We start from the raw sequence: 22,907 nt of genomic DNA, 5'->3' as shown, positions 1-22,907 counted from the left end.
TTTTACTATGTCAGAGGAAAGAAGGCGATGAGTTTGGAAATACTCATTATGGGTGGAACTGAGTTTGTAAGTGAAGCATTAGCTAAGTATATGATTGAAAAAGGACATCAAGTATCTATTTTTACAAGGGGAGTAAGGCCTGTGAAATACAGTGGGTTTACGGCTCATTATAAAGGAAATCGTAAATGTATTTCAGAAATAGCTTTCAATATAGAAGGAAAAGCTTTTGATTATGTTTTTGATATCTCAGCCTATACTTTAGAAGATGTAACAAACCTTTTTAAGGTCCTAGATACTTCACAGCTAAAACGTTATATTTTCTGTAGCTCAGGGGCAGTGTACATACCTTCTGAAGAGGTTATGGATGAAACCTTTTCAAAAGGAGAAAATAAGAATTGGGGTAAATATGGTTTAGATAAATTGGCCATAGAAGATTACTTATTTGAATTGTATCAGGCAAAGGGAATACCTGTTACTATGTTGAGGCCAACTTACATTTACGGACCTGGCAATAATCTATATCGTGAAAGCTACTTGTTCCATCAAATTTCAAAGAATCAACCTGTTTTAGTACCAGAGGGGGATACGAGAGTACAATTCCTTTATATTGAAGATCTAGTAAAGCTATTTGAAGCTGCTATGTATGAAGAAAAAGCTATAGGACAAGTTTACAATGTGACTCATAAAGAGCAGGTGACTTATGAAGAATGGGTAGAGACAGCAGCTAAGGTAATGGGTAAGCAAGCACAAATAATTAAGTTGAAAACACCAGAAGGTATGGTTTCTAGAATGTATTTTCCTTTTAGAGAATGCACTTACTTATTAGATACTTCAAAGTGCGATAGGGAGCTTCTAGTAGCAGAAACACCTCTAATAGCAGGCCTCAAAAAAGCTTATGAGTGGTATGTGGAAGAAAAGCCACAAGTGATAGATGAACGTATGCTAGAAGGTATAAAATTACTACTTGAGGGATTAGCCTTAGAGTAGTTTCATGTCTATCCTTATGAATATGAAGCTATAGTAGGCCTAAGTAAATAATAAAAAGCTCTCACTAAGTATTTAGGTACATGGTGAGAGCTTTTTGGCTCCAGATTCTGGCTTGCAACTTTATTTAGTTGGTGCAAGATGTAAAATGTCAAATATAATAAAGATAATAATTTAATGTTTATCATTAAAAAATTATTGACAAAATATAAAAACGAATATAATATATATTTATAAATATTCAGGATAATGAGGTGGGGTTAAAATGAGTCGTAAGGTAGATGTAGATAGGGTTAAAAAATTTGCAAAAGCACTAAAATTAATGATGAATGTAATGATTGTTATAATGATTATTGGTCTAGTTGGGGGGATTGTTATTGGAGGGATCATGGCGTTTATTCCTAATAGTAGTTTTGCACATATTGGTTTACAATTAAATATAGGAAGACATCTTAACATCCAACTAAAAGACAATCAATTTTTAGGAGTGGCTCAAGTTAGAACACTCATTTTAGCTATAGCTAGTTCAATGATTCCTATAATCATTGCGACTATTGTCATTGTTAAGATGATTAGAGACTTATTAATAACAGTAGAGGGTGGTAAACCTTTTGATGAAAAGAATTCTAAAAGATTGATGATAATAGGAATTACTGTAATAATAGGCAGCCTTTTTGAATCACTAAGCTATATCATAATTTTTAATCTTGTATTTCCTATGATAAATTCATTAGGGCTAGAAAACATTAATTTTACCATTAATGCTTTAGATGGAAGTACTATATTATTAGGTGTTATTATTATCTTGATTTCTGGAATTTTTAAATATGGTTGTTACTTGCAAAACGAATATGATGAAACCGTATAGGAAGGAAGGACAACATGGCTATTATTGTACGTTTGGATAGGATGTTAGCAGATAGAAAGATGCAACTTAGTGAACTCTCGCAGCAAGTAGGCATATCTATTGTTAATCTTTCTAATTTAAAGACAGGTAAAGTAAAGGCAGTCCGTTTTTCTACCATCAATGCTATTTGTAGAGTATTGGAGTGTCAACCAGGAGACTTGTTAGAATATAAATATATTGAAGGTGAAGAATTGGAAGAGGAATAAAAACACCATCATAGTCTTTTGCAGGCTATGATGGTGTTTTTTTAGTTCATAACCATATTTCAATAAAAATATATCGAAAAACGATAAAAATATATTGCTTTACATTTTGCGTTGTACTATAATACATTTTGAGGTGAGAAATTATGAGAAAATTAAAAACAGATATCTTAAGTCAATTATTATATTGGGTCGTGATGGGTGGACTTGCACTAGCAACTGCTAGCCTTGCGGCATTACCTTGGTTAATGGATTTTGTTTTTGAGGGGAGTGCCTTCTACAATTTAGTAGAACACTATAAAATCCTAGTTCTACTTTATATTACAGGAGTACCAGCTTGGATTGTATTATGGATGACTAGAAAACTAGCCAAAAACATTATTGATCGTGAGCCTTTCTCAGGTAGCAGTAGTCAGAGTCTAAAAGTCATTAGTATTTGTGCTTTGTTTATTTTCCTTTGTTACTTATTTACCTGTATTTTCATGCAGGCTACCTTTGGTATTATTGTGATTACAGTCGGAGCTTTTATGGTCGCTTTAATTGCAGCTATTTTATATAGACTTGTAGAACTAGCCATAGAGATTAAAGAGGAGAATGAATTAACGATTTAAGAGAAGACTGAAAATTTATGAGAAGAAGACGAGGTGAAGAAAGATGCCTATTATCGTTAATTTAGATGTAATGCTTGCTAAACGCAAAATGAGTATGAATGAGCTTTCTGAGAAGGTAGGAATTACCTTAGCGAATTTATCTGTTCTTAAAAATAATAAAGGAAAAGCAGTTCGTTTTTCTACATTAGAAGCCTTATGTGAGGTATTAGAATGCCAGCCCGGAGAATTACTAGAGTATGTTAAAGAGGAAGAGTTAAAAAAATGAGTTAAGTGAGGTAAAGAAAGGGGGATTTTGGGATGGAGAAAGCTGAAAAATGGATGTTAGGGGGAACCCTTGTTCTGGCTATTATCGTCATGGAGACTATTTTATTCGGGGGACTTGGATTAGGGGTAGTAGCAGGAGTTATAGCATACTTTGTATGTTTGGGATTGTTTTCAAAACTGTATAAGAGGTCAATGAGCAAGCTAGCTAAGTGGCTTATGATACCTATTGTATTATCTACCTTAGATTTTGTTATATTTGGAAATACGGTATTAAGAGGATTTAACATCATATTTCTAGGCATTTTGATGTTATTACATGCCCTTGAGGTATTTGGAAAATGTGAACAAGCAGCTTTTTTACCTGCTTGGGTAGGAGAAGTTCTGAGTTTAGGAATTACATTACCTTTTGCGTCTATTAATAAACCTGTTGTATTAGTTAAGGATGAACTTGGAACAGGACAAAAGAAAAATATGAAAGTAATAGGTAAGGTGCTTTTAGGAGTAGTTATTGCAACACCTATACTGCTAGTGGTTGTTGGCTTGTTAGCCAGTGCGGATGCTGCTTTTGAGGGAATAATCAATTTTGCATTCCAAAACCTTACCTTTAATTTTGACAAACTGGGTGCTAAGTCATTCTTTGTGGTTATTCTATTCTTTATGTTCTTTAGTTATTTTTATGGCTTATCACATAAGGAAGTTAGAGAAGTAAGAGAAAATTATATTGATCCTCAGAGGGTAAGAGATTCTTTGCTAATGGAGGATGAATCAGAGAGGATTTTAAATGAGGAACATGACCTCATTAATCAAGAAGATAGTGTGGTTAATCAGCCAGGGATCTATCTAGATTTTGTAGTAGTGAGTACCATAGGAACATTGCTCTGCGTAGTTTATTTGATCTTTTGCTGTTCTCAGCTAGCCTATTTTGTATCAGCTTTTAAGGGTGTATTACCTGCAGATTTTTCATCTTCTGAATATGCGAGAAGAGGCTTTTTTGAGACATTACCAATAGTAGGGTTTAATTTGCTCACTATTATGTTTTTGAGCTATATTACTAAAAGGGAAAAAGGAAAGAAAAATACATACATCAAAGTGATGATTAGTTTTATTACAGGATTTACAGCTTTTATGGTGACTTGTGCTCTTTCTAAGATGTTCATGTATATGGAGAGATATGGCCTAAGCTTATGGAGAGTTTATGTAGCTTGGTTTTTAGTATTAAGCTTGATGGTGGTTATATTAGTATTTGCTAAAGTGTTTTGGCAGAAGTTGAAGCTTATTAAAATAGTATTTATTGTGTTTACAGTCATGTACTTAGGATTAAATTATAGTAATGTAGATTACCTAGTAGCTCGCCAAAATGTAAATTTGTATAAGCAAGGCAAAACAAGTGATTTAAGTGGCTGTTATAATTTAAGTAGTAGTGCATTAGGACCTATTAAGGAGTTGGTAGCTTCACATCCAGAAGTACTTGAATATCAAGAAGATATGTATTACGACACTGCAACTTATATTCTTTCAAGGTTGGAATATAATCTTCAAAATGAAAAGTGGCAAGCCTTCAACCTAGCAGATTATAGAGGAAGAGACTATCTAGAAAAAATTAAAGAAGCGGGCTATGAAAGTATTGAAGGTGCTGTGAGGCCTTTAGTATTTCTAAGATAACAAAAAATAGCTCTTCAAGTAGTATCACTACTTGAAGAGCTATTTTTTGTTCCAGACTCTTGAAATGAACTTTCACAGCTAGCTAAGTAGACCTTAAACAAGGCGCAAAATGACTCCTCAGCACGTATGCGTTATAGCTTAGTGCCTACTAGAACTAGTTATGAAAGTCAAACCAATGAGTGAGGAGCTCCTAAAAGTCTTAGCCGGTGCACCCTATGCTAGGAAGCTAAGACCTTAAGACTCTGGTTTAAAACTTTATTTGATAATGTGACGTATAAAAACATTTAAAACAACTTATATATGGCGTCTTCCTTGCAGCGCATCAGTGAACATCTTCCTTAAGTCCAGAGGTACCTATAACAATAGATTGAGACTTGGCTGACCCGGTCAGTTCCTCAGATTGAAGCTGTGGTAATTATGCCGTGGGAAGCTATTTATTTGTTCTTATACTTATATATATGTAGCCAAGTAACCGAATCCCTAATAAAGAATAAAATAAGTAACTACAAATCTCTATTTACTATAATCACTCAATAAGAAAAAATAATATTATAAAAATATTAAGATTATTTAATTCGTCCTAAGAGTGATACAATGTAATGAGTTAAAGCGAATTAGGAGGGATTTAAGTGTTTTTAATAAATAGAAAAAAGGCTTGGCTATTGTCAGTAATAGTAGCTTTGGGTAGTGTAGGGACCTGTTTTGCTAGTGATACTATGGATAAAAGGACAGCTACTTTTATAGAACAAGTCAATGTAGAAAGGTCTTTAGGCTTTATTAATCATTTATCAGGAACTATAGGTTCTAGACCAGCAGCTACTGATAAAGAATACGAAGCAGCTTGTTATATTGCTGATGAATTAGAAAAGTTAGGTATGACAGTAGAAGTGCAGAAGTTTCAATATAGTAAGTTTTTTAAAAAATGTACTTCTTGGAATGTAGAAGCAATTAGAAAACCTAGTGGTGAAGATCCTCAAGATACGGATGATATTGTTTATGTAACCGCACATTTTGATAGTGTGAGTGCAGGACCAGGAGCTAATGACAATGCATCTGGAACAGGCGCTATACTAGAGATTGCAAATGCCATGAAGGATTTAGATATTGATAAAGAAATAAGATTTGTTGCTTTTGGTGGAGAAGAGGAGGGGCTTCTAGGTTCAAAGGTTTATACAAAATTTTTATCACAAGATGAAAAAGCAAGAAGTATAGCTTGTTTTAACCTGGATATGGTGGCAACAGATTATGAAACTGTGACAGAACTAGGTATTTATACAGCTGATGGGAAAGAGAATTTAGTAACAGAAGTGGCTTCAAGAGTGGGAAAAGAACTTACAAGCCTTTCGAGTAAGACTACAAGTTATGAGGCTGAAGCAGAGAGGGATAAGACAGGTAAATTAATAACTAGCAGTGCTTCTGACCACGATTCTTTTACTAGGGTAGGTATACCAGCTGCAGTATTTATTAATATAGATCCTAATAAAAGGACAAGTATCTATGGTTCTCTCGAACCCTATTACCATACAGCTAAAGATCAAATAGAGCATATTAGTAGTGAAAGATTAGAAAGGAGTATTAAATTAGCTGGAAGTGCTATATATAATACAGTAGAAACTGAGCACTAAGCTAGTTGTGAAGCTAAAAATGAAAGGTTCCCGTAATGATGATAAGTCAGTATGAGAGCCTTTTTAGTCATTTTAAAATAGTTGGGGAGAGCATATGATGAAACAAAGAATAAGAGTTGCAGCCATATTAGTGAAAGAAGGTAAAGTCTTATTAGTAAAACATGTACATCCAAAGACAAAGTATCAATGGTGGGTGCCACCAGGAGGTGGACTAGAATCTACCGATGCCAGTATTTATGAATGTGTGATCAGGGAAGCATGGGAGGAAACAGGTTATCAGATCAAAGTAGAAGATATTTTATATATAAGAGAATTTAAAGATGATGAACAAGATGTTTTAAATCTAGAATTATTTATGAGAGGGCATGTAGTAGGTGGATATCTTACTGTAGAAAATATTTATGGCAAAGGAGAAGATGATAAGTATATTAAAGAAGCACAGTGGCTGAGTCAGAAAGAACTAATAGCTTTAAATGTTTTTCCAGAAATAATAAAGGAAAATATCTTTTGGGAGGAGATTAAAAAGGATAGTGTAAAAATGAGATACCTAGGAAGAAGTAACTAGTAGCAAAACAGATAAACATAAGAAGATGAATAAGCAAGGGTATTTATAGTATAAGAATTAAATTTTAGAAAAAAGAGGTAGAGGGGGATAAAAGTGAAAGCAATACCAAATATCATCTCAGTAGGAAGAATTGTTCTGAGCATTGCTTTACTTAAAGTGGAACCACTAAGTGGTGTGTTTTGGATTTTATATATAGGTTGTGGGTTAAGCGATATGGCAGATGGTTATATTGCTAGAAAAACCAGTAATACCAGCGAATTAGGAGCTAAACTTGATTCTATTGCAGACTTTGTTATGATTGTTGTGGCCGTCATTATATTTTATCCTTTAGTAAAGCCTAATTATCTCATATTATTTTGGATTCTAGGAATTGCAGCTGTTAGGCTACTAGCAGTATTAATTGCGTACATTAAATTTAGTACCTTTGCTATGCTCCACACTTATGCTAATAAGTTAACGGGACTTTTATTATTTATATTTCCTTTTGGAATGACTATCTTACCAGCAAATATTATTATGGGTATAGTTTGCTTAGTAGCAACCATATCAGCTTTAGAGGAATTTGTGATACAAGTAAGGTCGAAAAACTTAGATTTAAATAGAAAAAGTATTTATGTACCAAACAATGAAGGGCAGATAGAAAATCTAAATTAAGCGAGGGAAGTTTAAGTGAAGGAAATAGAAAGAATTCGGTGTGGGAATAGTAACTGTTTTTTAATAAAGCAAAATAATAGGGCAATCCTAGTAGATACCAGTAGAACAAAATATAGAGATAAAATACTAGAAAGCTGTAGGCAAGTAGATGTTAAACTTATTGTATTAACGCATGGGCATGTAGATCATATACAAAATGCTGCTTATCTTTCTAAAGCGTTAGGAGCTCCTATTGCTATGCATAAAGCAGATTGTGAACTCATTAAAAATAACATGCTAGAGCCTATGTTTGCAGATAAAGTGATGGGAAAACTCGTTTTGGCACTTTCTTTAGAAAGTTTTAAGCATGATATTGTGGAAGCTTTTGAACCAACCCTATTTTTAAATGAAGGGGATTCTCTAGAAAACTACGGTATAGAAGCAAGTGTAATAGCATTACCAGGACATACTAGAGGTTCTATAGGGTTAAAGGTATGGGAAGCAGATTTAATAGTAGGGGATGCTTTAATGAATCTGTTTTATCCAACAGTATCCATGCTTTATGGAGATAAGCAGATTATGCTAGCAAGTGCCACTAAAATTACTGAGCAGGGAGAAGCCACTATTCATTTTGGTCATGGAAAATCTGTAGCCAATAAGCAGTGGGTTAAAAATTAGTTATACCACTTCTCAAATAATGAGAGTAGAATAAAAGTGTAAAGATAAAAACACAGTTCCGGTTGGTAGTCCGGACGTAGCAAATGCTATCAGTAACCTGCCTCCTTTGGTTGTCCCTTCTTTACTAAGTAAATTAAAAGGAGGAATGATGATGGAGAGTATGAGGTCAAGCTTCACTATACTTTTTGAGGGACCTTTTTGGATAGGTGTTTATGAGGTACAAGAAGGTGGTCATTATGAGATTTGTAAGATAACCTTTGGACCAGAACCTAAGGATTGTGAAGTATATGAACTGATTTTAAAGAAGTGGAGCCAGTTAGAAAGGCGCCATTATGAGGAAGTTCCATCAAAACTTGTAAAACCTATGAATCCTAAAAAAATGCAAAGGGCTATAAAAAGAGAACTGCAAAATACAGGCATGGGTACAAAAGCACAACAAGCATTAAAAGAGCAACAAGAACAAAACAAAATAGAGCGAAAATCACGCTCAAGATTGCAAAAAGAAGCAGAAAAGCAGTATAAATTTGACTTAAAACAAGAAAAACGCAAAGAAAAGCACAGAGGTCACTAGCTCGGAAGTGATAGAGAGAATTATGAGTTAGTTTAAAGCCATAATGAAATACAAAAAGCACAGGAGATTTTGATATGCCCCCTGTCAAGTAGACAGGTTAAATATCTAAAACAAGGTGCAAATAAGCGATCACACATTTTTGGGTGGTCGTTTTTTCTATGCACACCATTTTTCTTTGTATTTCACTAATCGTTTATTTTCAGGAATAGGATATTCCGTTGGTTTTTCAGATACTAATGCTTCATTTCTTACTTCATGTGGTGTCTTGCAATCATATCTGTCTTGTGGCCGTTCCTTTGTGTAAAATCTTATATAATCATTTATTGCATATCTTAATGAGGCTTCATCTGTGATTTCATACATCTGATACATTTCAGATTTTATTATTCCCCAGAATCCTTCTGTCGGACCGTTATCAATGCAGTGACCTACTCTAGACATTGACTGTTCCATTTCCTGTTCTTTAAGCTTTCTTTGGAATACTGTACTTGTGTACTGAAAGCCTCTATCGCTATGAAAAATCGGTTTTGCATCAGGGTTAGAATTTATTGCTTTATCAAATGTTTTAAATACTAGCTTATTATCATTTCTGCAACTGATTACGTGTGAAATTGGATATCTGTCATATAAATCAATGATGGCACTCAGATAAAGCTTTTTCTTCTCACCCGGTACTTTAAATTCAGTAACATCAGTAGCCCATTTCTCGTTTGGCTTCGTTGCATTAAAATTTCTACCAAGCTTGTTTTCAGCACTTGTCTCAAGATTAGAAGATTTATATTTCTTCTTTTTCTTTCTGATTACTGAATGGATACCAAGCTTTTTCATGATTCTATGCACACGTTTTTTACTATAGTTGGTTTGATTAAAATGATTAATCCACGAAGTCATTCTGCGATATCCCAAGATATGATTGAAACGTTCATCATATTCTTTAATTAATTGAGTAAGCTTAAGGTTCTCTTCTTCCTGTAGTGGGACCTCACGATGCGACCATTTATAATAAGCTGATCTAGATATTTCAAGCTGCCCACACATCCAACTGATGCTCCAGCTTTTACTTTCATAAAAAAACTTTACTACCATAAATTTTGAATCATAACGCAGTTTTCCAAGTCTCACATCCCTTCGAACTCTTTCACTTTTTTTAATAATTCAGTTAGCATATCCTTTTCTTCAAGCTGACGTTTAAGTCTAAGATTCTCTCGTCTGAGGCGTTCCAATTCATCGACTTCATCATCTGTTTTATGACGACCCCGTTTATCGGACAATGCCTCCTCACCATTTGTATCATATTTCTTAACCCATGAGTAAATCTGACTATAGGATACATCAAATAATGCGGCGGTATCTTTATAATTACGTTTATGATTTATACAGTATTTAACGATTTCTTTACGTTCTTCAATAGTTGTTTTTCTTCTTGTAGTTGCCATATAGACCTCCCTTTTAGGATCATAATCCTTAAGTTCTCTATTGGCATTATACCTTATAATCCAGCGTCTGAGTACCTGTCTTGAAGAGATGTTGTATTTTGCAACGATATCATCAACACTTCCTTCACCAGATAAAACAGCCTTAACACACATGGTTTTATATTCTGCTGTGTAGGTAGAATTACCTTGTTTGATAGTAAAGGCTTCAACACCATAAATTCTATATTTATCAATCCACTGCCTTAATGTTTTACTTCCAATATGATATTTTGTAGCTAAAAAATCATACGAACCATATCCATCAAGATATTCTTGTGAAACCCGAGCCCGAAACTCAGATGTATGGGGTGATTTTGCCATAAAAATACCTCCTAAGTGGATTTTGGTTATTTACCTTGTCTACTTAGGAGGTATCATATCATTTCCTGTGCTTTTTGTATCTTTAAAGAGTAGTTGAACACTTGTGTAGCAGTCTTTTTACTGTTAAGCCTCCTGGATAACTGATCTTACTTATCTCAAGAAATTGGTGCTTATCAAAAAGATGCAGCAGATATTAATTGACTTCATTATTGATGGCTTGGGATTTATTGAAAGTAGATTCCTATAATCAATAGAGCATTTTTATGATTCTTCTTCTGTGGTACTTAGGCGGTTAACTTTACAGAAGTATCGATAAAAATTAGAAGCAGTTTCTCGCTGCAATGGATCTGTGATAATTTTTTGCATATCATTTAAGATACATTTCATTTGAAGGTTAGAAAAATATTTCATTTCCATTCTGCCCCATCTTGGAGAACGTGTAGTTGATGAAAAATAATCCCAAAAAAGAAGTTCACCATCTTTATCATTAAGTAAAATCCTATAAGTCTCATGGCTTGGGATAATTCCGTCTTCACAGTACTTACCTTCGAAATCATCCTTGACCATAAATGCACCGATAATACGGCGTTCTTCTTCGAGGCATCCAGCTGGACATTCCGTGAGTAAGCAAGCAGAATTTAATTTGAGTCTGGTTGGTACCTTAGGGGTTCCTTTAGAGTATCCACTTAAATAATTACCTGCAAAAACTGACCATGACTTTAAAACGGTGTTACGGCTATTTTCCATAAAACCAAATGCTGCTTGTGATTCAGGGGCTACTTTCAAGAAGAGCATTCTTTGTAAACGTTCTTGCTCAAGTTGCTCTGCATTTTTAATCTTTGATATATCATCTAAAATCTTGCCTACATAGGCTTGTCCTTCTTCGTCCGTTATAGAAATAAAACGAGAGAAGGCATCTGGAAATAGAAATTTCTTATGATTACCTGCAAAATCAACCGTAAGAATATTGTCAGTCCTATTTGTTATAACTCCTCTTCCAAATGTAACATGTTTGATTGCTTTTCCTACCAATTCCATCTCTGATCGCTCCTTTCGATAAAAAAATAAGAAGGACTTTTTATATCCATGCACTTAGCACAATACGAAAAGCCCTTCTTATACAAGACGGTTCTTTAGTTTATTATTCTATTAAATTTAGTTTATTTTGATTATTTCATTTATCATACCATAGATTGGAAAATAAAGCAAGGTGACAACATAAAATTAAAAACTATTAAAAAATATTTTGACAAATTTAAAATGCAGGAGTATACTAACAACAAATTAATAAAAGTAAACCGTTGATAGGGAGATAAAACTGTATAGCGCACTTAAAGAGAGTCAGGGAAGGTGAGAGCCTGATAGAAAGCGAATCAGACAAATGGACCCTAGAGGGTGAGGTGAAAAGGTGATTAGCCTTAGTATCCTAGACGCAAGACCAGCGTTATCACAGGTCAAGAATGTATTAGCATTCTAGTGAGGTGGGCATATTTTGTATGTCAATTAAGGTGGTACCGCAGATGAACGCATCTGTCCTTTGTTATAAGGATAGGTGCTTTTTTAGTTGTCAAAAATAGTGAAAAAATGGGAGGAATTAATATGAAAAAGAGTGTAGCAAAAATAGTAGCATTAGGTTTATTACTGGGGCTTACAGCAGGTTGTGGGAATAATAGTACGGCTAGCAGTGGTGAAGTAGCAGCAGCACCAAGTACTGAAGCTAAAGAAGGAATGAAAAAGGTAGCCATCGTTCAATACGTAGAGCATCCAAGTCTTGATACTATTAGAGAAAGTACGATAAGGGCTCTTGCAGAGCAAGGTTTTGTAGAGGGGCAAAATATTACAATCGATTACCAAAATGCACAAGCAGATCAATCTAACTTAAACTCTATCGCTAGTAAATTCGTTGGAGATAAAGCAGATATTATTATAGCAATTGCTACACCAGCGGCTCAATCAGTAGCTTCAGCAACTACAGATATACCTATTATTTTCTCAGCAGTAACAGACCCACTTGGAGCAAAATTAGTAGAGAATATGGAAGCACCAACAAGCAATGTAACAGGGACTTCAGATGCTATCCCAGTAGATCAAGTATTTGAACTTTGCAAAGAACTTACACCAGATGTTAAAACAATTGGTTTCCTTTACACAGCAAGCGAAACAAATTCACAATCTGTTATTGAAGAGGCAAAAGCACTTGCTGACAAGTACGGTTTTACATATGAAGAAAGTACTATTACTAACACATCAGAGCTTCAACAAGCAGCAGAAATCTTAGCAGGTAAAGTAGATGCTATTTATACACCTATCGATAACGGTATTGCTTCAGCTATGCCGGTTTTAGCAGAAGTAGGTAAAACAGCAGGCATTCCAGTTTATGTAGGAGCAGATTCAATGGTAGCTGATGGTGGATATGCAACAGTAGGTATCAACTATGAAGATCTTGGAAAGAAAACAGGTGAAATGGCAGCACAAGTATTAAATGGTACATCTATTTCAGAAATCCCAGTAGCTACTCTTGATAATTTCTATAAAGTAATTAATAAAACAACAGCTACTGCAATCGGTGCACCAGCAGATTCAGAAGGTGCAACTATCGTAGAATAACTTGTTAACTAAGAATTAGAATAGTTAGTATAATAAAAATTGATTATCATCAAAAGATGAATTAAACTTGAGTTATAAGCTTAATTCATCTTTTGGTATATAAAATATAAAAGGATGAATAACAATATTATAAAAGGAGACTAGATGATGAATATGATAGCTATTACTTCAGCAGTGGAGCTGGGGTTACTGTATACGCTGATGACTTTGGGACTATTTATTTCCTATAGAATATTGGATATTCCAGATCTAACAGTAGATGGTAGTTTTACTTTAGGGGCTGCTGTATCTGCTATTTGTGTTGTAGCGGGACATCCTGTTTTAGGGATTTTACTTGCCATGGGAGCAGGTGTTTTAGCTGGAATGGTAACAGCTACGCTGCAAACTAAATTGAAGGTACAACCAATACTTGCAGGTATTTTAACCATGACAGGTTTATACTCCATTAATATTATGGTTATGAAGGAAAAGTCTAATGTTCCTCTTCTAGGTTCAGATACTATTTTCACCTATGCCAAAGCCCTATTTGGTAATCAAGGTGTTATGATTGTAGGACTTGTGGTAGTAGTAGTGGTTTGTATTATTTTAGGACTATTTTTATTTACTAAGCTAGGCCTTTCCATTAGGGCCACAGGCGATAATGAGGCAATGGTAAGAGCTTCATCTATTAATGTAGACTTAATGAAGATTATTGGACTTGCTCTTGCTAATGCACTAGTAGCAACTTCAGGAGCACTTATTGCTCAAAAGCAATCCTTTGCGGATGCAGGGATGGGAACAGGTATGGTTGTTATAGGGATAGCATCCTTAATTATAGGAGAGGTGATTGTAGATATCTTTGTAAAGAGAAGATCTATTCCAGTTAATATATTTGCTGCTGTTTTAGGCTCTATTATTTATAGAATTATTATTGCTGCAGCATTAGCAGTTAATATTACAGCATCTAGTATGAAACTTATTTCTGCTATTATAGTAGGTATTGCTATTTCTTATCCTGTTATACAAAAGTACATACAAGTAAGTGTAAGTAAATCCAAGAGAATCAGAGGGAGGAAGGACACCGAATGCTAAAAATTAATAACTTAAGTAAGACCTTCAATAAAGGAACTGTCAATGAGAAGGTAGCAATGAATGATGTAAGTTTACACCTAGAACCAGGCGATTTCGTAACGATGATTGGTTCCAATGGTGCTGGTAAATCTACTTTATTCAATTTGATTGCGGGAGACTTTCTTTCTGATGAAGGAGAAATCATTTTAGATGGGAAGTATATTACCTTTGAAAAGGAATACAAAAGAGCTAGAAATATAGGAAGGCTTTTTCAAGACCCACTTAAAGGAACAGCTCCTTCTATGACTATTGAAGAAAATCTGCTTTTATCATACTCACGTAGCACGAGTAAGAGAGTTAGCTTTGGAATGAGTAGTAAAGAAAAAGCACTTTTTAGAGAAAGGTTAGCAGAATTAGATCTAGGACTTGAAGACAGGATGAAGACTAAAATGGGACTTCTCTCTGGTGGGCAAAGACAAGCAGTGACCTTGCTGATGAGTACCCTAGTAACACCAAAACTTTTACTTTTAGATGAACATACAGCAGCCCTAGACCCTGGTACAGCTGATAAGGTACTTAAGATTACAAAGGAAATCGTTAAGGAGCATCAGATTACAACGATGATGATTACCCATAACATTCAATCTGCTTTAGATTTGGGAAATAGAACCATTATGATGGATAGTGGCAGTATTGTACTAGATATTAAAGGAGAACAAAGAGCTAATATGACAGTACCAGATGTATTAGCTTTATTTAAAAAGGAAAGTCATAAAGAATTAGATAATGATAGAATTTTATTAGCATAAGATAGAAGCCTTATATTTTCCCAGACTTGGAGGGGAAATATAAGGCTTTTTATACGCTAGTTTGTAAAGGCATCTCTTTTATTTGAATCATAATACGCGTTACAAAATCATCGGGTTTACAAGAGGCAATATCATCTATTAAATAATCCTCATAAAAGAATTCACCGACTTCAAGATGGTGCCTTTGAATAAATTCTAGAATTTTCTTATATGTTTCATGTGTCGTTTCATAGCTTCCATGATGATAAGTAACAGCATATAAGCCTCTAGGTTTAATGATAATGGATGGAATAGTGGTATCGTGAGTTTTGGCATAGAGGCTTGTAAAACAATCCTGAAGGCCACTTGCTATATCTTCAAATTTAATAAGTGTCCCGAGTGAATCATGAGTCGTTAAAGCATACTTTTTACAAAATTGAATGTATTCTAGCATATAAGTTGAGAATTCCTTGTGTGTAGCAGAGCTTAAATTAGAACTAACAATAAGATATTCTTCATCTTGTTCTACCAAGACTGTTTGAGCGTGCCTTGTGTTAAGTGCTAACACCGTATGGTGGGTAGCAGTAGTAAGACGGTTTTTTATTTCAGTGAGGTCAGCTATAGCAGAATCTACTTCAGATAGCTTTTCTTCTAGAAGCTGTATATAGTTTTCGGGCGTACGTGTATCAAGATAGGTCTTAATATCCTTTAAAGGCATGTGAAGGTTCTTGAGTGTAAGAATCATTGTAAAAGTGTAAAGTTGACGATACGAATAGTAGCGATAGCCATTTTCTTTAACAAGAGTAGGAGAGAATAAGCCGATTTCATCATAATGAAATAAGGTTTGTTTTTTTACGCCACAAAGCTTAGCAAATTCACCTGTTGTGAAGTAAATTTCTAATTTTTTGTCCATATAAATAATCTCCTCTTGACTGTATGGTTACTGTATAGTTTAACATACAATAATGATGAAAACTATTTAAAAAGCAAGTCAAATATAAAAGGAGGTATAACAATATGAGACTCATTTTAAGCTATTTAAAAAATTATAAGCTTCTTGTGTGCTTAAATATTATTTCAGTTTTTGGTTTCGCACTTGTAGAGCTTGGCATACCAACCATTATGGCTAAGATTATTGATAATGGGATTGCTGTGGGTAACATACCCTATATTTATCAAATGGGCACTGTTATGGCTATTATCTCAGTTATTGGTGTACTAGGCACTATACTGCTTGGCTACTGTTCATCTAAAATATCAACCAATATTACTCGTGATATACGAAATGATATTTTTAAAAAAGCACAAGAATTTTCTCATAGCGAGTATGATGCTTTCGGTGTTTCTTCAATGATTACGAGAACCACCAATGATGCATTTCAAATTTTACAATTTACAAATACTTTACTCAGAATGGCACTTTTAACGCCCATTATGTTCCTAGTAAGTGTTGTGATGATTGTACGGACAAATTTAGCTTTATCAGGGGTTTTAGCCGCTACTATTCCCTTTATCATATTAGGAGTAGTGATTATTGCGAAGCTATCAGGCCCACTTTCAGAGAACCAACAAAATAGACTAGATAGACTTAACCGTATTTCAAGAGAAAATTTAACAGGTATCAGGGTGATTCGTGCCTTTGGAAATGATGACCATGAAAATGAACGCTTTTCAGATACCAATGAAGACTATGCAAGGGTATCTAAAAAATTATTTAAGCTCATGGCTATTTCACAGCCTACTTTCTTCTTAATGCTTAATATAGCTATTATTGCAATTTTTGGAATATCCAGTCAGATGATCAGCTTAGGGGCACTTCAAGTAGGTGAATTAGTAGCTTTTATTGACTATTTATTCCATGCTATGTTCTCTATTATGCTTTTCTCAATGGTATTTATTATGTATCCTAAAGCGCAAGTGTCTGCAAATCGTATTCAGGAACTATTAGAATGTAAGCCTATCATTGTAAGCCCAGAAAATGGTGTAACCGAAACGAAAGAGCAAGGTTTAGTAGAGTTTGAGCATGTTACCTTTACTTATCCAGATGGAGAAGAACCTGTACTACGTAATATTAGTTTTACTGCTAAAAAAGGAGAAATGGTTGCCTTTATTGGAAGTACAGGAAGTGGTAAAAGTACACTGATTAATTTAATTCCGAGATTTTATGATGTAACGGAAGGATCTGTAAAGGTAAATGGTGTAGATGTAAGGGAATATGATCTTAAAGCGCTACGAAATAAAATAGGTTTTATACCACAGAAGACAAGATTATTTACAGGTACCATTGCAAATAACATTCGATTTGGTAAGAAGGATGCAACAAGCAAAGAGGTAGAGCACTCTACAAAGGTTGCACAAGCTTATTCTTTTATTAAGCGTAAAGCAAAGCAGTTCGAGGAGCCTATTAGTGAAGGTGGCGCGAATATGTCAGGGGGGCAAAAGCAGAGATTATCTATTGCTAGGGCCATTGTAAGGAAACCAGAAATATATATTTTTGATGATAGTTTCTCTGCGTTAGATTTTAAAACAGATGCCACCCTACGTGCAAAACTTAAAGAAGAGACAACACATGCTGTTGTATTAGTAGTGGCACAAAGAATCGGTTCTATTATAGAAGCAGACCAAATTATTGTACTCAATGAGGGAGAAGTAGTAGGTAGTGGTAAACATGAGGATCTACTAAGAAATTGTGAAATTTATAAAGAAATTGCTTTATCACAGCTATCAAAGGAGGAGTTAATGCTATGAAAAACTTTAAAGAAACAATCAAAAAACTCATTCCTTTTCTAAAACCTTATTTGATTCCTTTTTTAGGAGCCATTTTATTTATTATCGGTGCTGCAGTCATTAATGCCATTACGCCAAGAACAGAGGGGCTCATTATCACGCAGCTCACAGAGGATGTATTAGCTATTAGTAAAGGGCTAGAGAATGCAGGTATTCATTTTGATTATATTATTAAAGTCCTCATTCTATTAGGGGTACTTTACGTATTAAGTACGTTATTTACGTATGTAGCAAGTTTCTTATTAACCAATGCGATTCAAAATACGGTGAGAGATTTAAGAAATGCCGTGCAGAACAAGATAAGAAAATTACCTATTAATTATTTTGATCAAAATAGTTTTGGAGAGGTACTTAGTCGTATTACTAATGATATTGATACAATCTCTAATGCAATGCAACAAAGCTTTAGTCAAATTATCAATTCAGTGCTATCCCTTACACTTGCCCTTGGCATGATGTATGTTGTTAATATTCAAATGGCCCTGGTAGCTACGCTTATTGTACCATTAAGCTACCTAGTATCTAAATTTATTGTAGGTAAATCTCAGCAATTATTTTATAATCAACAACAAGCACTAGGGAAATTAAATGGTGCTGTACAGGAGATGTATACGGGATTTAATGAACTTAAATTATATGGTAAGCAAGAAGATGCCATAGAAGAATTTGTAGGCATTAATGAAGAACTTTGTCAGGAAGGGTTTAAGGCACAGTTTATTTCAAGTATCATGTCACCTTTAGTATCGCTTGTAAGTTATTTAGGAATTGCTGTTATAGGGGTTATGGGTGGTATATTAACCATCAGAGGGGCTCTAACTGTAGGGAATTTACAAGCTTTTATCCGTTATATTTGGCAGATTAACCAACCACTTACACAAGTTACACAGCTTTCTTCAGCGATTCAATCGGCTTTTGCAGCAGCAGAGCGTGTTTTTGAGTTTTTAGAAGAAGAGGAAGAAGTAAGTGATGCACAGAATACTGTTAAATTAACAGATGTTAAGGGAAATGTAACTTTTGAACATGTGAAGTTTAGTTATAAAGAAGGGGCTACCCTAATTGAAGATTTAAATGTAGAAGTGAAAAGTGGTCAGATGGTAGCTATTGTAGGGCCAACAGGTGCAGGAAAAACAACACTCATTAATTTGCTTATGCGTTTTTATGATGTAAGTGGTGGTTCTATTAAGATAGATGGTGTGGATATTCGTGACATGAAGAGAGAAGACCTCAGAAGTCTTTTTGGAATGGTACTACAAGACACTTGGTTGTATAGAGGTACCATTGCTGAAAATATCGAGTATGGAAGATTTGGCGCTACGAGGGAAGAGATTATAGAGGCTGCCAAGGTTGCTAATGTCCATCACTTTATTAAAACCTTACCAGATGGATATGATATGGTGCTAAATGAGGAAGCATCTAATATTTCACAAGGGGAGAAACAGCTGTTAACCATTGCTAGAGCTATATTAGCAGATCCAGCTATTTTAATTTTAGATGAAGCAACAAGCTCAGTAGATACAAGAATTGAACTGATCCTTCAAAAGGCAATGAGAAACATCATGAAAGGTAGAACAAGCTTTGTCATTGCGCATAGACTTTCAACCATTAGGAGTGCGGACTTAATTCTAGTTATGAAAGACGGAAATATTATAGAAAAAGGAACCCATGAAGAACTGATGGCACAAGGTGGTTTCTATGAATCACTTTACAATAGTCAATTTGCAGAATCTTCTCCAGTAACATCTAATAGTTAATGATGGAAGCTAGAATGATAAGCATTCTATTTTACCTAAGAACTTTAGGGTATAAAATCCTAACAAAGAGGAAAAAGCAGGCTTAGATAGCCTGTTTTTTTATATCTATCATGTAGAGTTGGAAGTGATTACTTATAAATTAAAGGTAAATCGTATGAGTGGCAGCTAGAGTTCTTAGCTGGCTGTAATGTTTGAATATAAAGATTATTGTGATATAATAATACTTAATTTGTAATACAGCATACGAAGGTATTTATAGCGAGTGAATGAAGTAAATTAGAAGTTGTGGAGAAGATTACATATGGGGAAGCTAAAAATTAGCTTGGGCTCAATATAATAATAGAGAGGAGGAACATGATGGATAGTTCCATATTTCAAAATGTAGATTGTGTATCTTTTTATGTTGATGACCTTGATAATGGTATTTCATTTTATTCAAATGCCCTTGGGCTTAGATTGTTATGGAGAGCAGATTATTCATGCGGACTTGGCATGTGCGATGCCATAACTGAAGTTGTACTTGTTAATGAACACAATCCGCAAGTTAATTTTAAAGTCGAATCAGTAAAAAGTGCGTTAGAGGTTTTTCTAGATGCAGGTGGAAAACTTGAGTATGGCCCTTTTGATATCGATATTGGGAAATGTGCTGTTGTGGTTGATAAGTGGGGAAATAGGTTTTGCATGCTTGATATGAGTAAAGGACAGTATACAGTTGATGTAAATGGAAATGTTACAGGGGTTAAGTAAAATGAGATATATTGGAATTAAGGGTAGGGGAGTACAGTGATTAAGCATATTGTCGCATGGAATTTTAAAGAAGAAATATCACAGGAAGAAAACTGTAATAATGCTAAAAAAGTTAAAGAAGAGTTAGAGGGATTAAAGGCTAAAATTAAAGAAATAAGGACTATAGAAGTAATCATAGAACCATTAAAAAGTGGGAGTTTTGATGTTGTTTTAGTGAGCGAATTTGATTCTGTAGAAACACTACAAGCTTATCAAATTCACGAAGAACATTTAAGAGTAAGTAGCTTTGTGGGCTCTGTTTTAAGGAATAGAAAGTGCATAGATTATGAAATTTAAAAAATAAGGTGAAAGAGACTCAACCTTGGGGGGATTGGCAATGTATAGTTTAGAGCTGAGAAAGTTTAAAAGTTGTGATATTGGGTTATTTAAAAAATGGGTGTATGAGGACTATGTTGCTAAATGGTATGAACAACCACTAGATTGGATTTATGAACTAGAGCATGATCAAGATGAGTTCTCTTGGGTGGAACATTTTATAGTAGTTTGTGATGGAAAGGATATTGGTTTTTGCCAGTGCTATGAGTATAAATTAAGTGGAGAAGACTGGCATGGCGATATTGAGCTAGAAGGGACATATAGCATAGATTATATGATTGGCGAGAGGGACTACTTGAAAAAGGGAATAGGGACAAAAATTATTAACTTATTAGTGAAACATTTATTTGAAACAACAAGCGCCAAGAGAATTATTGTACAGCCTGATGAGGATAATAAGGCCTCCTGTAATACGTTGCTATCAGCAGGATTTACCTATGATGAGGAAAATGAACTTTATATTTTATAGCAGTACTATTTATTTTCTGTAATATCTATAGGTGTTATTGTAACATGACTATTAGCATAAATAAAAAAGAGCAGTAAATGTATCGTACATTTACTGCTTTTATATTATAGGAAGTGAAGTGCGTATGAACTACGCGGTTACTGCTGAGGCACTGTCATTGGTGCCTTTGGTAAAATACGCCTTGTAAGGGTGCCTTGAAGTGGATTTTTCTTACATTCATTCTTTTCCTCCTTCTTTAGTTGTGATTGGTTTTTTAACCTTTTGAATATTCATTTACAATAGTTGTTTTATTATTTAAAATAATCTAAAGTAGATGAATATTTATAAGATGATTATATGGGATATGGGGGAAAGTAAAAATGGGTAAAAAAGCTACGAAAGCAGCAGATAACGTGTATTGTATTGCACGTTACAAAGCTGCAGAGGAAGACAGTAGGTTTAACAGTAGAGAAAGTACGGCAGAGTTAATAGGAATGGATCGCACAAGATTAGCGAGGATTGAACTTGGCACAGTGAATCCTTATCCAGAAGAAGTATTACAATTAGCTAAAGCTTATGGCTCACCAGAACTTTGTAATGTGTATTGTTCCAAACAATGTCCTATTGGAGAAAAGACTGTTAGGACAATAGAGATAGAGGAGTTTGATCGTATTGCCCTAAAGGCATTAGGCTCATTACAAAATGCTGATGAACTGAGAGAAAAATTAATTCAAATTGCAGCAGATGGTGTGATTTCTGAAGATGAACATGAGGATTTTAATCATATATTAGAGGAGCTTCAGAGAATATCCATGAATGCACAAGCGCTACAGCTTTGGGCAGATAAGCATATTGAACTAATCCATAATAGAGAGGAAAATCAGAATGAAAGAAAATAGATGGTATATCTATCAAAAGGAAAGATTCCCGTTAGCTATGTACATACCTATGATTTTGGCATTTAGCTTCAGTGCTATTAGTTATTCAGCAGCAACACTTGATGGAAGGATTACAATTAAAGCTTTAGCCGTTTCCTTTTATGTGTCGATTTCCTTTTTTATGCTACTTCGTATTGCAGATGAATATAAGGATTTTGAAGAAGACTCAAAATATAGACCTTACAGACCTGTCCCTAGAGGACTTGTAAAGCGAGAAGAGTTAGGGAAAATAGGCTTTGTATTAGGAGTAGGACAGTTTGTTATTTGTGGTTTGTATGAGCCCAAATTACTGATTTTGTTAGTTGTACTATGGATTTATTATGGTTGTATGTGCAAGGAGTTTTTTATAAGTAATTGGCTAAGAAAGCACATGGGATGGTATATGTTTAGTCATATGCTCATTATGCCTCAGCTAGATTTCTTTGCTACTGCCTGTGAGTTCTTCCCTAGGCCAGGGGTACAAATAGGAAGTGCTTTAGCATGGTTCATTATTTCTAGTTTCTTTGATGGTATGGTTATAGAGGTGGGACGTAAAATGAGAGCAGAAGAAGATGAGGAAGAAGGAGTGGAGACCTACTCAAAATTATGGGGGAGAAAGACCAGTGTTGGTATATGGCTAGGGGCGATGGTTATTTCCTTTGCTTCTACTTTCCTTGCACTATATCAATTAGGAGGAGCATTCCCGGCTAGCATTACCTTGGGAATTGCCATTATCATCTGCATAGTAGGAGGCATACGTTATCTAAAGAATCCTCATGGTAAAAACGGTTCTAGATTAGAGGTACTATCTGGCATATGGACTTTAGTAGATTATTTGTCGCTAGGTATTATACCACTACTGTTATAATTTTTGATTGATAGATGCAGTTCAACGAAGGAATGTTTGAATGAAGGAGACTTAGATAAAATTGACATAG

At 34.6% G+C, this 22,907-nt stretch carries 25 protein-coding genes; 21 read left to right on the top strand and 4 right to left on the bottom strand.

Features of this window, described 5'->3' with window-relative positions; translation table 11 throughout:
* The first annotated feature begins 27 nt into the window (after window positions 1-27).
* The 11 genes from CLOLE_RS20165 to CLOLE_RS20115 all read left to right on the top strand — a co-directional run bounded on the left by CLOLE_RS20165 (window position 28) and on the right by CLOLE_RS20115 (window position 8,703).
* Window positions 28-987 carry an NAD-dependent epimerase/dehydratase family protein gene (locus CLOLE_RS20165; RefSeq protein WP_013658973.1) on the top strand — a complete coding sequence of 320 codons (960 nt, stop codon included), beginning with the start codon at window positions 28-30 and terminating at the stop codon, window positions 985-987.
* A gap of 262 nt (window positions 988-1,249) precedes the next feature.
* Complete coding sequence (locus CLOLE_RS20160) at window positions 1,250-1,852, top strand: DUF2975 domain-containing protein (RefSeq protein WP_013658972.1); 603 nt, start codon at window positions 1,250-1,252, stop codon at window positions 1,850-1,852.
* Between the two features lie 14 nt (window positions 1,853-1,866).
* Window positions 1,867-2,097, top strand: coding sequence for a helix-turn-helix domain-containing protein (locus CLOLE_RS20155; protein ID WP_013658971.1), 231 nt, complete (start codon window positions 1,867-1,869; stop codon window positions 2,095-2,097).
* A gap of 143 nt (window positions 2,098-2,240) precedes the next feature.
* Window positions 2,241-2,705 carry a DUF2975 domain-containing protein gene (locus tag CLOLE_RS20150; protein ID WP_013658970.1) on the top strand — a complete coding sequence of 155 codons (465 nt, stop codon included), beginning with the start codon at window positions 2,241-2,243 and terminating at the stop codon, window positions 2,703-2,705.
* A 43-nt stretch (window positions 2,706-2,748) separates the two neighbouring features.
* Window positions 2,749-2,970 carry a helix-turn-helix domain-containing protein gene (locus tag CLOLE_RS20145; protein ID WP_013658969.1) on the top strand — a complete coding sequence of 74 codons (222 nt, stop codon included), beginning with the start codon at window positions 2,749-2,751 and terminating at the stop codon, window positions 2,968-2,970.
* Between the two features lie 32 nt (window positions 2,971-3,002).
* Window positions 3,003-4,631 carry a DUF4153 domain-containing protein gene (locus CLOLE_RS20140; protein WP_013658968.1) on the top strand — a complete coding sequence of 543 codons (1,629 nt, stop codon included), beginning with the start codon at window positions 3,003-3,005 and terminating at the stop codon, window positions 4,629-4,631.
* Between the two features lie 629 nt (window positions 4,632-5,260).
* The gene (locus CLOLE_RS20135) at window positions 5,261-6,256 is read left to right on the top strand and encodes a M28 family peptidase (RefSeq protein WP_013658967.1); all 996 of its coding nucleotides are present in this window, start codon (window positions 5,261-5,263) and stop codon (window positions 6,254-6,256) included.
* A gap of 97 nt (window positions 6,257-6,353) precedes the next feature.
* The gene (locus tag CLOLE_RS20130; protein WP_157864085.1) at window positions 6,354-6,821 is read left to right on the top strand and encodes an NUDIX domain-containing protein; all 468 of its coding nucleotides are present in this window, start codon (window positions 6,354-6,356) and stop codon (window positions 6,819-6,821) included.
* A gap of 93 nt (window positions 6,822-6,914) precedes the next feature.
* Window positions 6,915-7,475: a CDP-alcohol phosphatidyltransferase family protein gene (locus CLOLE_RS20125; protein WP_013658965.1), complete on the top strand. Its 561-nt coding sequence runs from the start codon at window positions 6,915-6,917 to the stop codon at window positions 7,473-7,475.
* A 15-nt stretch (window positions 7,476-7,490) separates the two neighbouring features.
* Window positions 7,491-8,132 carry an MBL fold metallo-hydrolase gene (locus tag CLOLE_RS20120; protein WP_013658964.1) on the top strand — a complete coding sequence of 214 codons (642 nt, stop codon included), beginning with the start codon at window positions 7,491-7,493 and terminating at the stop codon, window positions 8,130-8,132.
* Between the two features lie 151 nt (window positions 8,133-8,283).
* Window positions 8,284-8,703: a YjdF family protein gene (locus CLOLE_RS20115; protein WP_013658963.1), complete on the top strand. Its 420-nt coding sequence runs from the start codon at window positions 8,284-8,286 to the stop codon at window positions 8,701-8,703.
* A 156-nt stretch (window positions 8,704-8,859) separates the two neighbouring features.
* Here the strand turns inward: CLOLE_RS20115 and CLOLE_RS20110 are convergent, their stop codons facing one another.
* From CLOLE_RS20110 to CLOLE_RS20100, 3 genes are all read right to left on the bottom strand, one after another.
* Complete coding sequence (locus CLOLE_RS20110) at window positions 8,860-9,825, bottom strand: IS3 family transposase (RefSeq protein WP_041712846.1); 966 nt, start codon at window positions 9,823-9,825, stop codon at window positions 8,860-8,862.
* Complete coding sequence (locus CLOLE_RS20105) at window positions 9,822-10,499, bottom strand: helix-turn-helix domain-containing protein (protein WP_013658962.1); 678 nt, start codon at window positions 10,497-10,499, stop codon at window positions 9,822-9,824. The genes CLOLE_RS20110 and CLOLE_RS20105 overlap by 4 nt, the downstream gene beginning before the upstream one ends.
* 261 nt (window positions 10,500-10,760) lie before the next feature.
* Entirely contained in the window at window positions 10,761-11,537 is a 777-nt protein-coding gene (locus CLOLE_RS20100; protein WP_013658961.1) for a hypothetical protein, read from the bottom strand.
* A 561-nt stretch (window positions 11,538-12,098) separates the two neighbouring features.
* Between CLOLE_RS20100 and CLOLE_RS20095 the strand changes: the two genes are divergently transcribed.
* The 3 genes from CLOLE_RS20095 to CLOLE_RS20085 all read left to right on the top strand — a co-directional run bounded on the left by CLOLE_RS20095 (window position 12,099) and on the right by CLOLE_RS20085 (window position 14,965).
* Window positions 12,099-13,106, top strand: a complete 1,008-nt coding sequence (locus CLOLE_RS20095) for an ABC transporter substrate-binding protein (RefSeq protein ID WP_013658960.1) — start codon at window positions 12,099-12,101, stop codon at window positions 13,104-13,106.
* 147 nt (window positions 13,107-13,253) lie between these two features.
* The gene (locus tag CLOLE_RS20090) at window positions 13,254-14,177 is read left to right on the top strand and encodes an ABC transporter permease (protein WP_041713118.1); all 924 of its coding nucleotides are present in this window, start codon (window positions 13,254-13,256) and stop codon (window positions 14,175-14,177) included.
* The gene (locus tag CLOLE_RS20085) at window positions 14,171-14,965 is read left to right on the top strand and encodes an ABC transporter ATP-binding protein (RefSeq protein ID WP_013658958.1); all 795 of its coding nucleotides are present in this window, start codon (window positions 14,171-14,173) and stop codon (window positions 14,963-14,965) included. The genes CLOLE_RS20090 and CLOLE_RS20085 overlap by 7 nt, the downstream gene beginning before the upstream one ends.
* A 49-nt stretch (window positions 14,966-15,014) precedes the next feature.
* On the opposite strand, the gene CLOLE_RS20080 is transcribed toward CLOLE_RS20085, so the two are convergent.
* Complete coding sequence (locus CLOLE_RS20080) at window positions 15,015-15,857, bottom strand: MerR family transcriptional regulator (protein ID WP_013658957.1); 843 nt, start codon at window positions 15,855-15,857, stop codon at window positions 15,015-15,017.
* A 104-nt stretch (window positions 15,858-15,961) separates the two neighbouring features.
* Between CLOLE_RS20080 and CLOLE_RS20075 the strand changes: the two genes are divergently transcribed.
* The 7 genes from CLOLE_RS20075 to CLOLE_RS20045 all read left to right on the top strand — a co-directional run bounded on the left by CLOLE_RS20075 (window position 15,962) and on the right by CLOLE_RS20045 (window position 22,837).
* Complete coding sequence (locus CLOLE_RS20075) at window positions 15,962-17,692, top strand: ABC transporter ATP-binding protein (protein ID WP_013658956.1); 1,731 nt, start codon at window positions 15,962-15,964, stop codon at window positions 17,690-17,692.
* Window positions 17,689-19,482 (top strand): ABC transporter ATP-binding protein, encoded by a 1,794-nt coding sequence (locus tag CLOLE_RS20070; protein WP_013658955.1) that lies wholly within the window; start codon window positions 17,689-17,691, stop codon window positions 19,480-19,482. Before CLOLE_RS20075 ends, CLOLE_RS20070 begins: the two co-directional genes overlap by 4 nt.
* Window positions 19,483-19,839: 357 nt before the next feature.
* Window positions 19,840-20,229 (top strand): VOC family protein, encoded by a 390-nt coding sequence (locus tag CLOLE_RS20065; RefSeq protein WP_013658954.1) that lies wholly within the window; start codon window positions 19,840-19,842, stop codon window positions 20,227-20,229.
* 36 nt (window positions 20,230-20,265) lie between these two features.
* Entirely contained in the window at window positions 20,266-20,565 is a 300-nt protein-coding gene (locus tag CLOLE_RS20060) for a Dabb family protein (protein ID WP_013658953.1), read from the top strand.
* Window positions 20,566-20,605: 40 nt separating this feature from the next.
* Window positions 20,606-21,073: a GNAT family N-acetyltransferase gene (locus tag CLOLE_RS20055; RefSeq protein ID WP_013658952.1), complete on the top strand. Its 468-nt coding sequence runs from the start codon at window positions 20,606-20,608 to the stop codon at window positions 21,071-21,073.
* 359 nt (window positions 21,074-21,432) lie between these two features.
* Window positions 21,433-21,951: a helix-turn-helix domain-containing protein gene (locus CLOLE_RS20050; protein WP_013658951.1), complete on the top strand. Its 519-nt coding sequence runs from the start codon at window positions 21,433-21,435 to the stop codon at window positions 21,949-21,951.
* Window positions 21,938-22,837 carry a UbiA family prenyltransferase gene (locus CLOLE_RS20045; RefSeq protein WP_013658950.1) on the top strand — a complete coding sequence of 300 codons (900 nt, stop codon included), beginning with the start codon at window positions 21,938-21,940 and terminating at the stop codon, window positions 22,835-22,837. Before CLOLE_RS20050 ends, CLOLE_RS20045 begins: the two co-directional genes overlap by 14 nt.
* Window positions 22,838-22,907: the final 70 nt, after the last annotated feature.

This window comes from Cellulosilyticum lentocellum DSM 5427 (genome assembly GCF_000178835.2).
Taxonomy (GTDB): domain Bacteria; phylum Bacillota; class Clostridia; order Lachnospirales; family Cellulosilyticaceae; genus Cellulosilyticum; species Cellulosilyticum lentocellum.
This window is presented reverse-complemented; position numbering and strand designations above follow the sequence as displayed.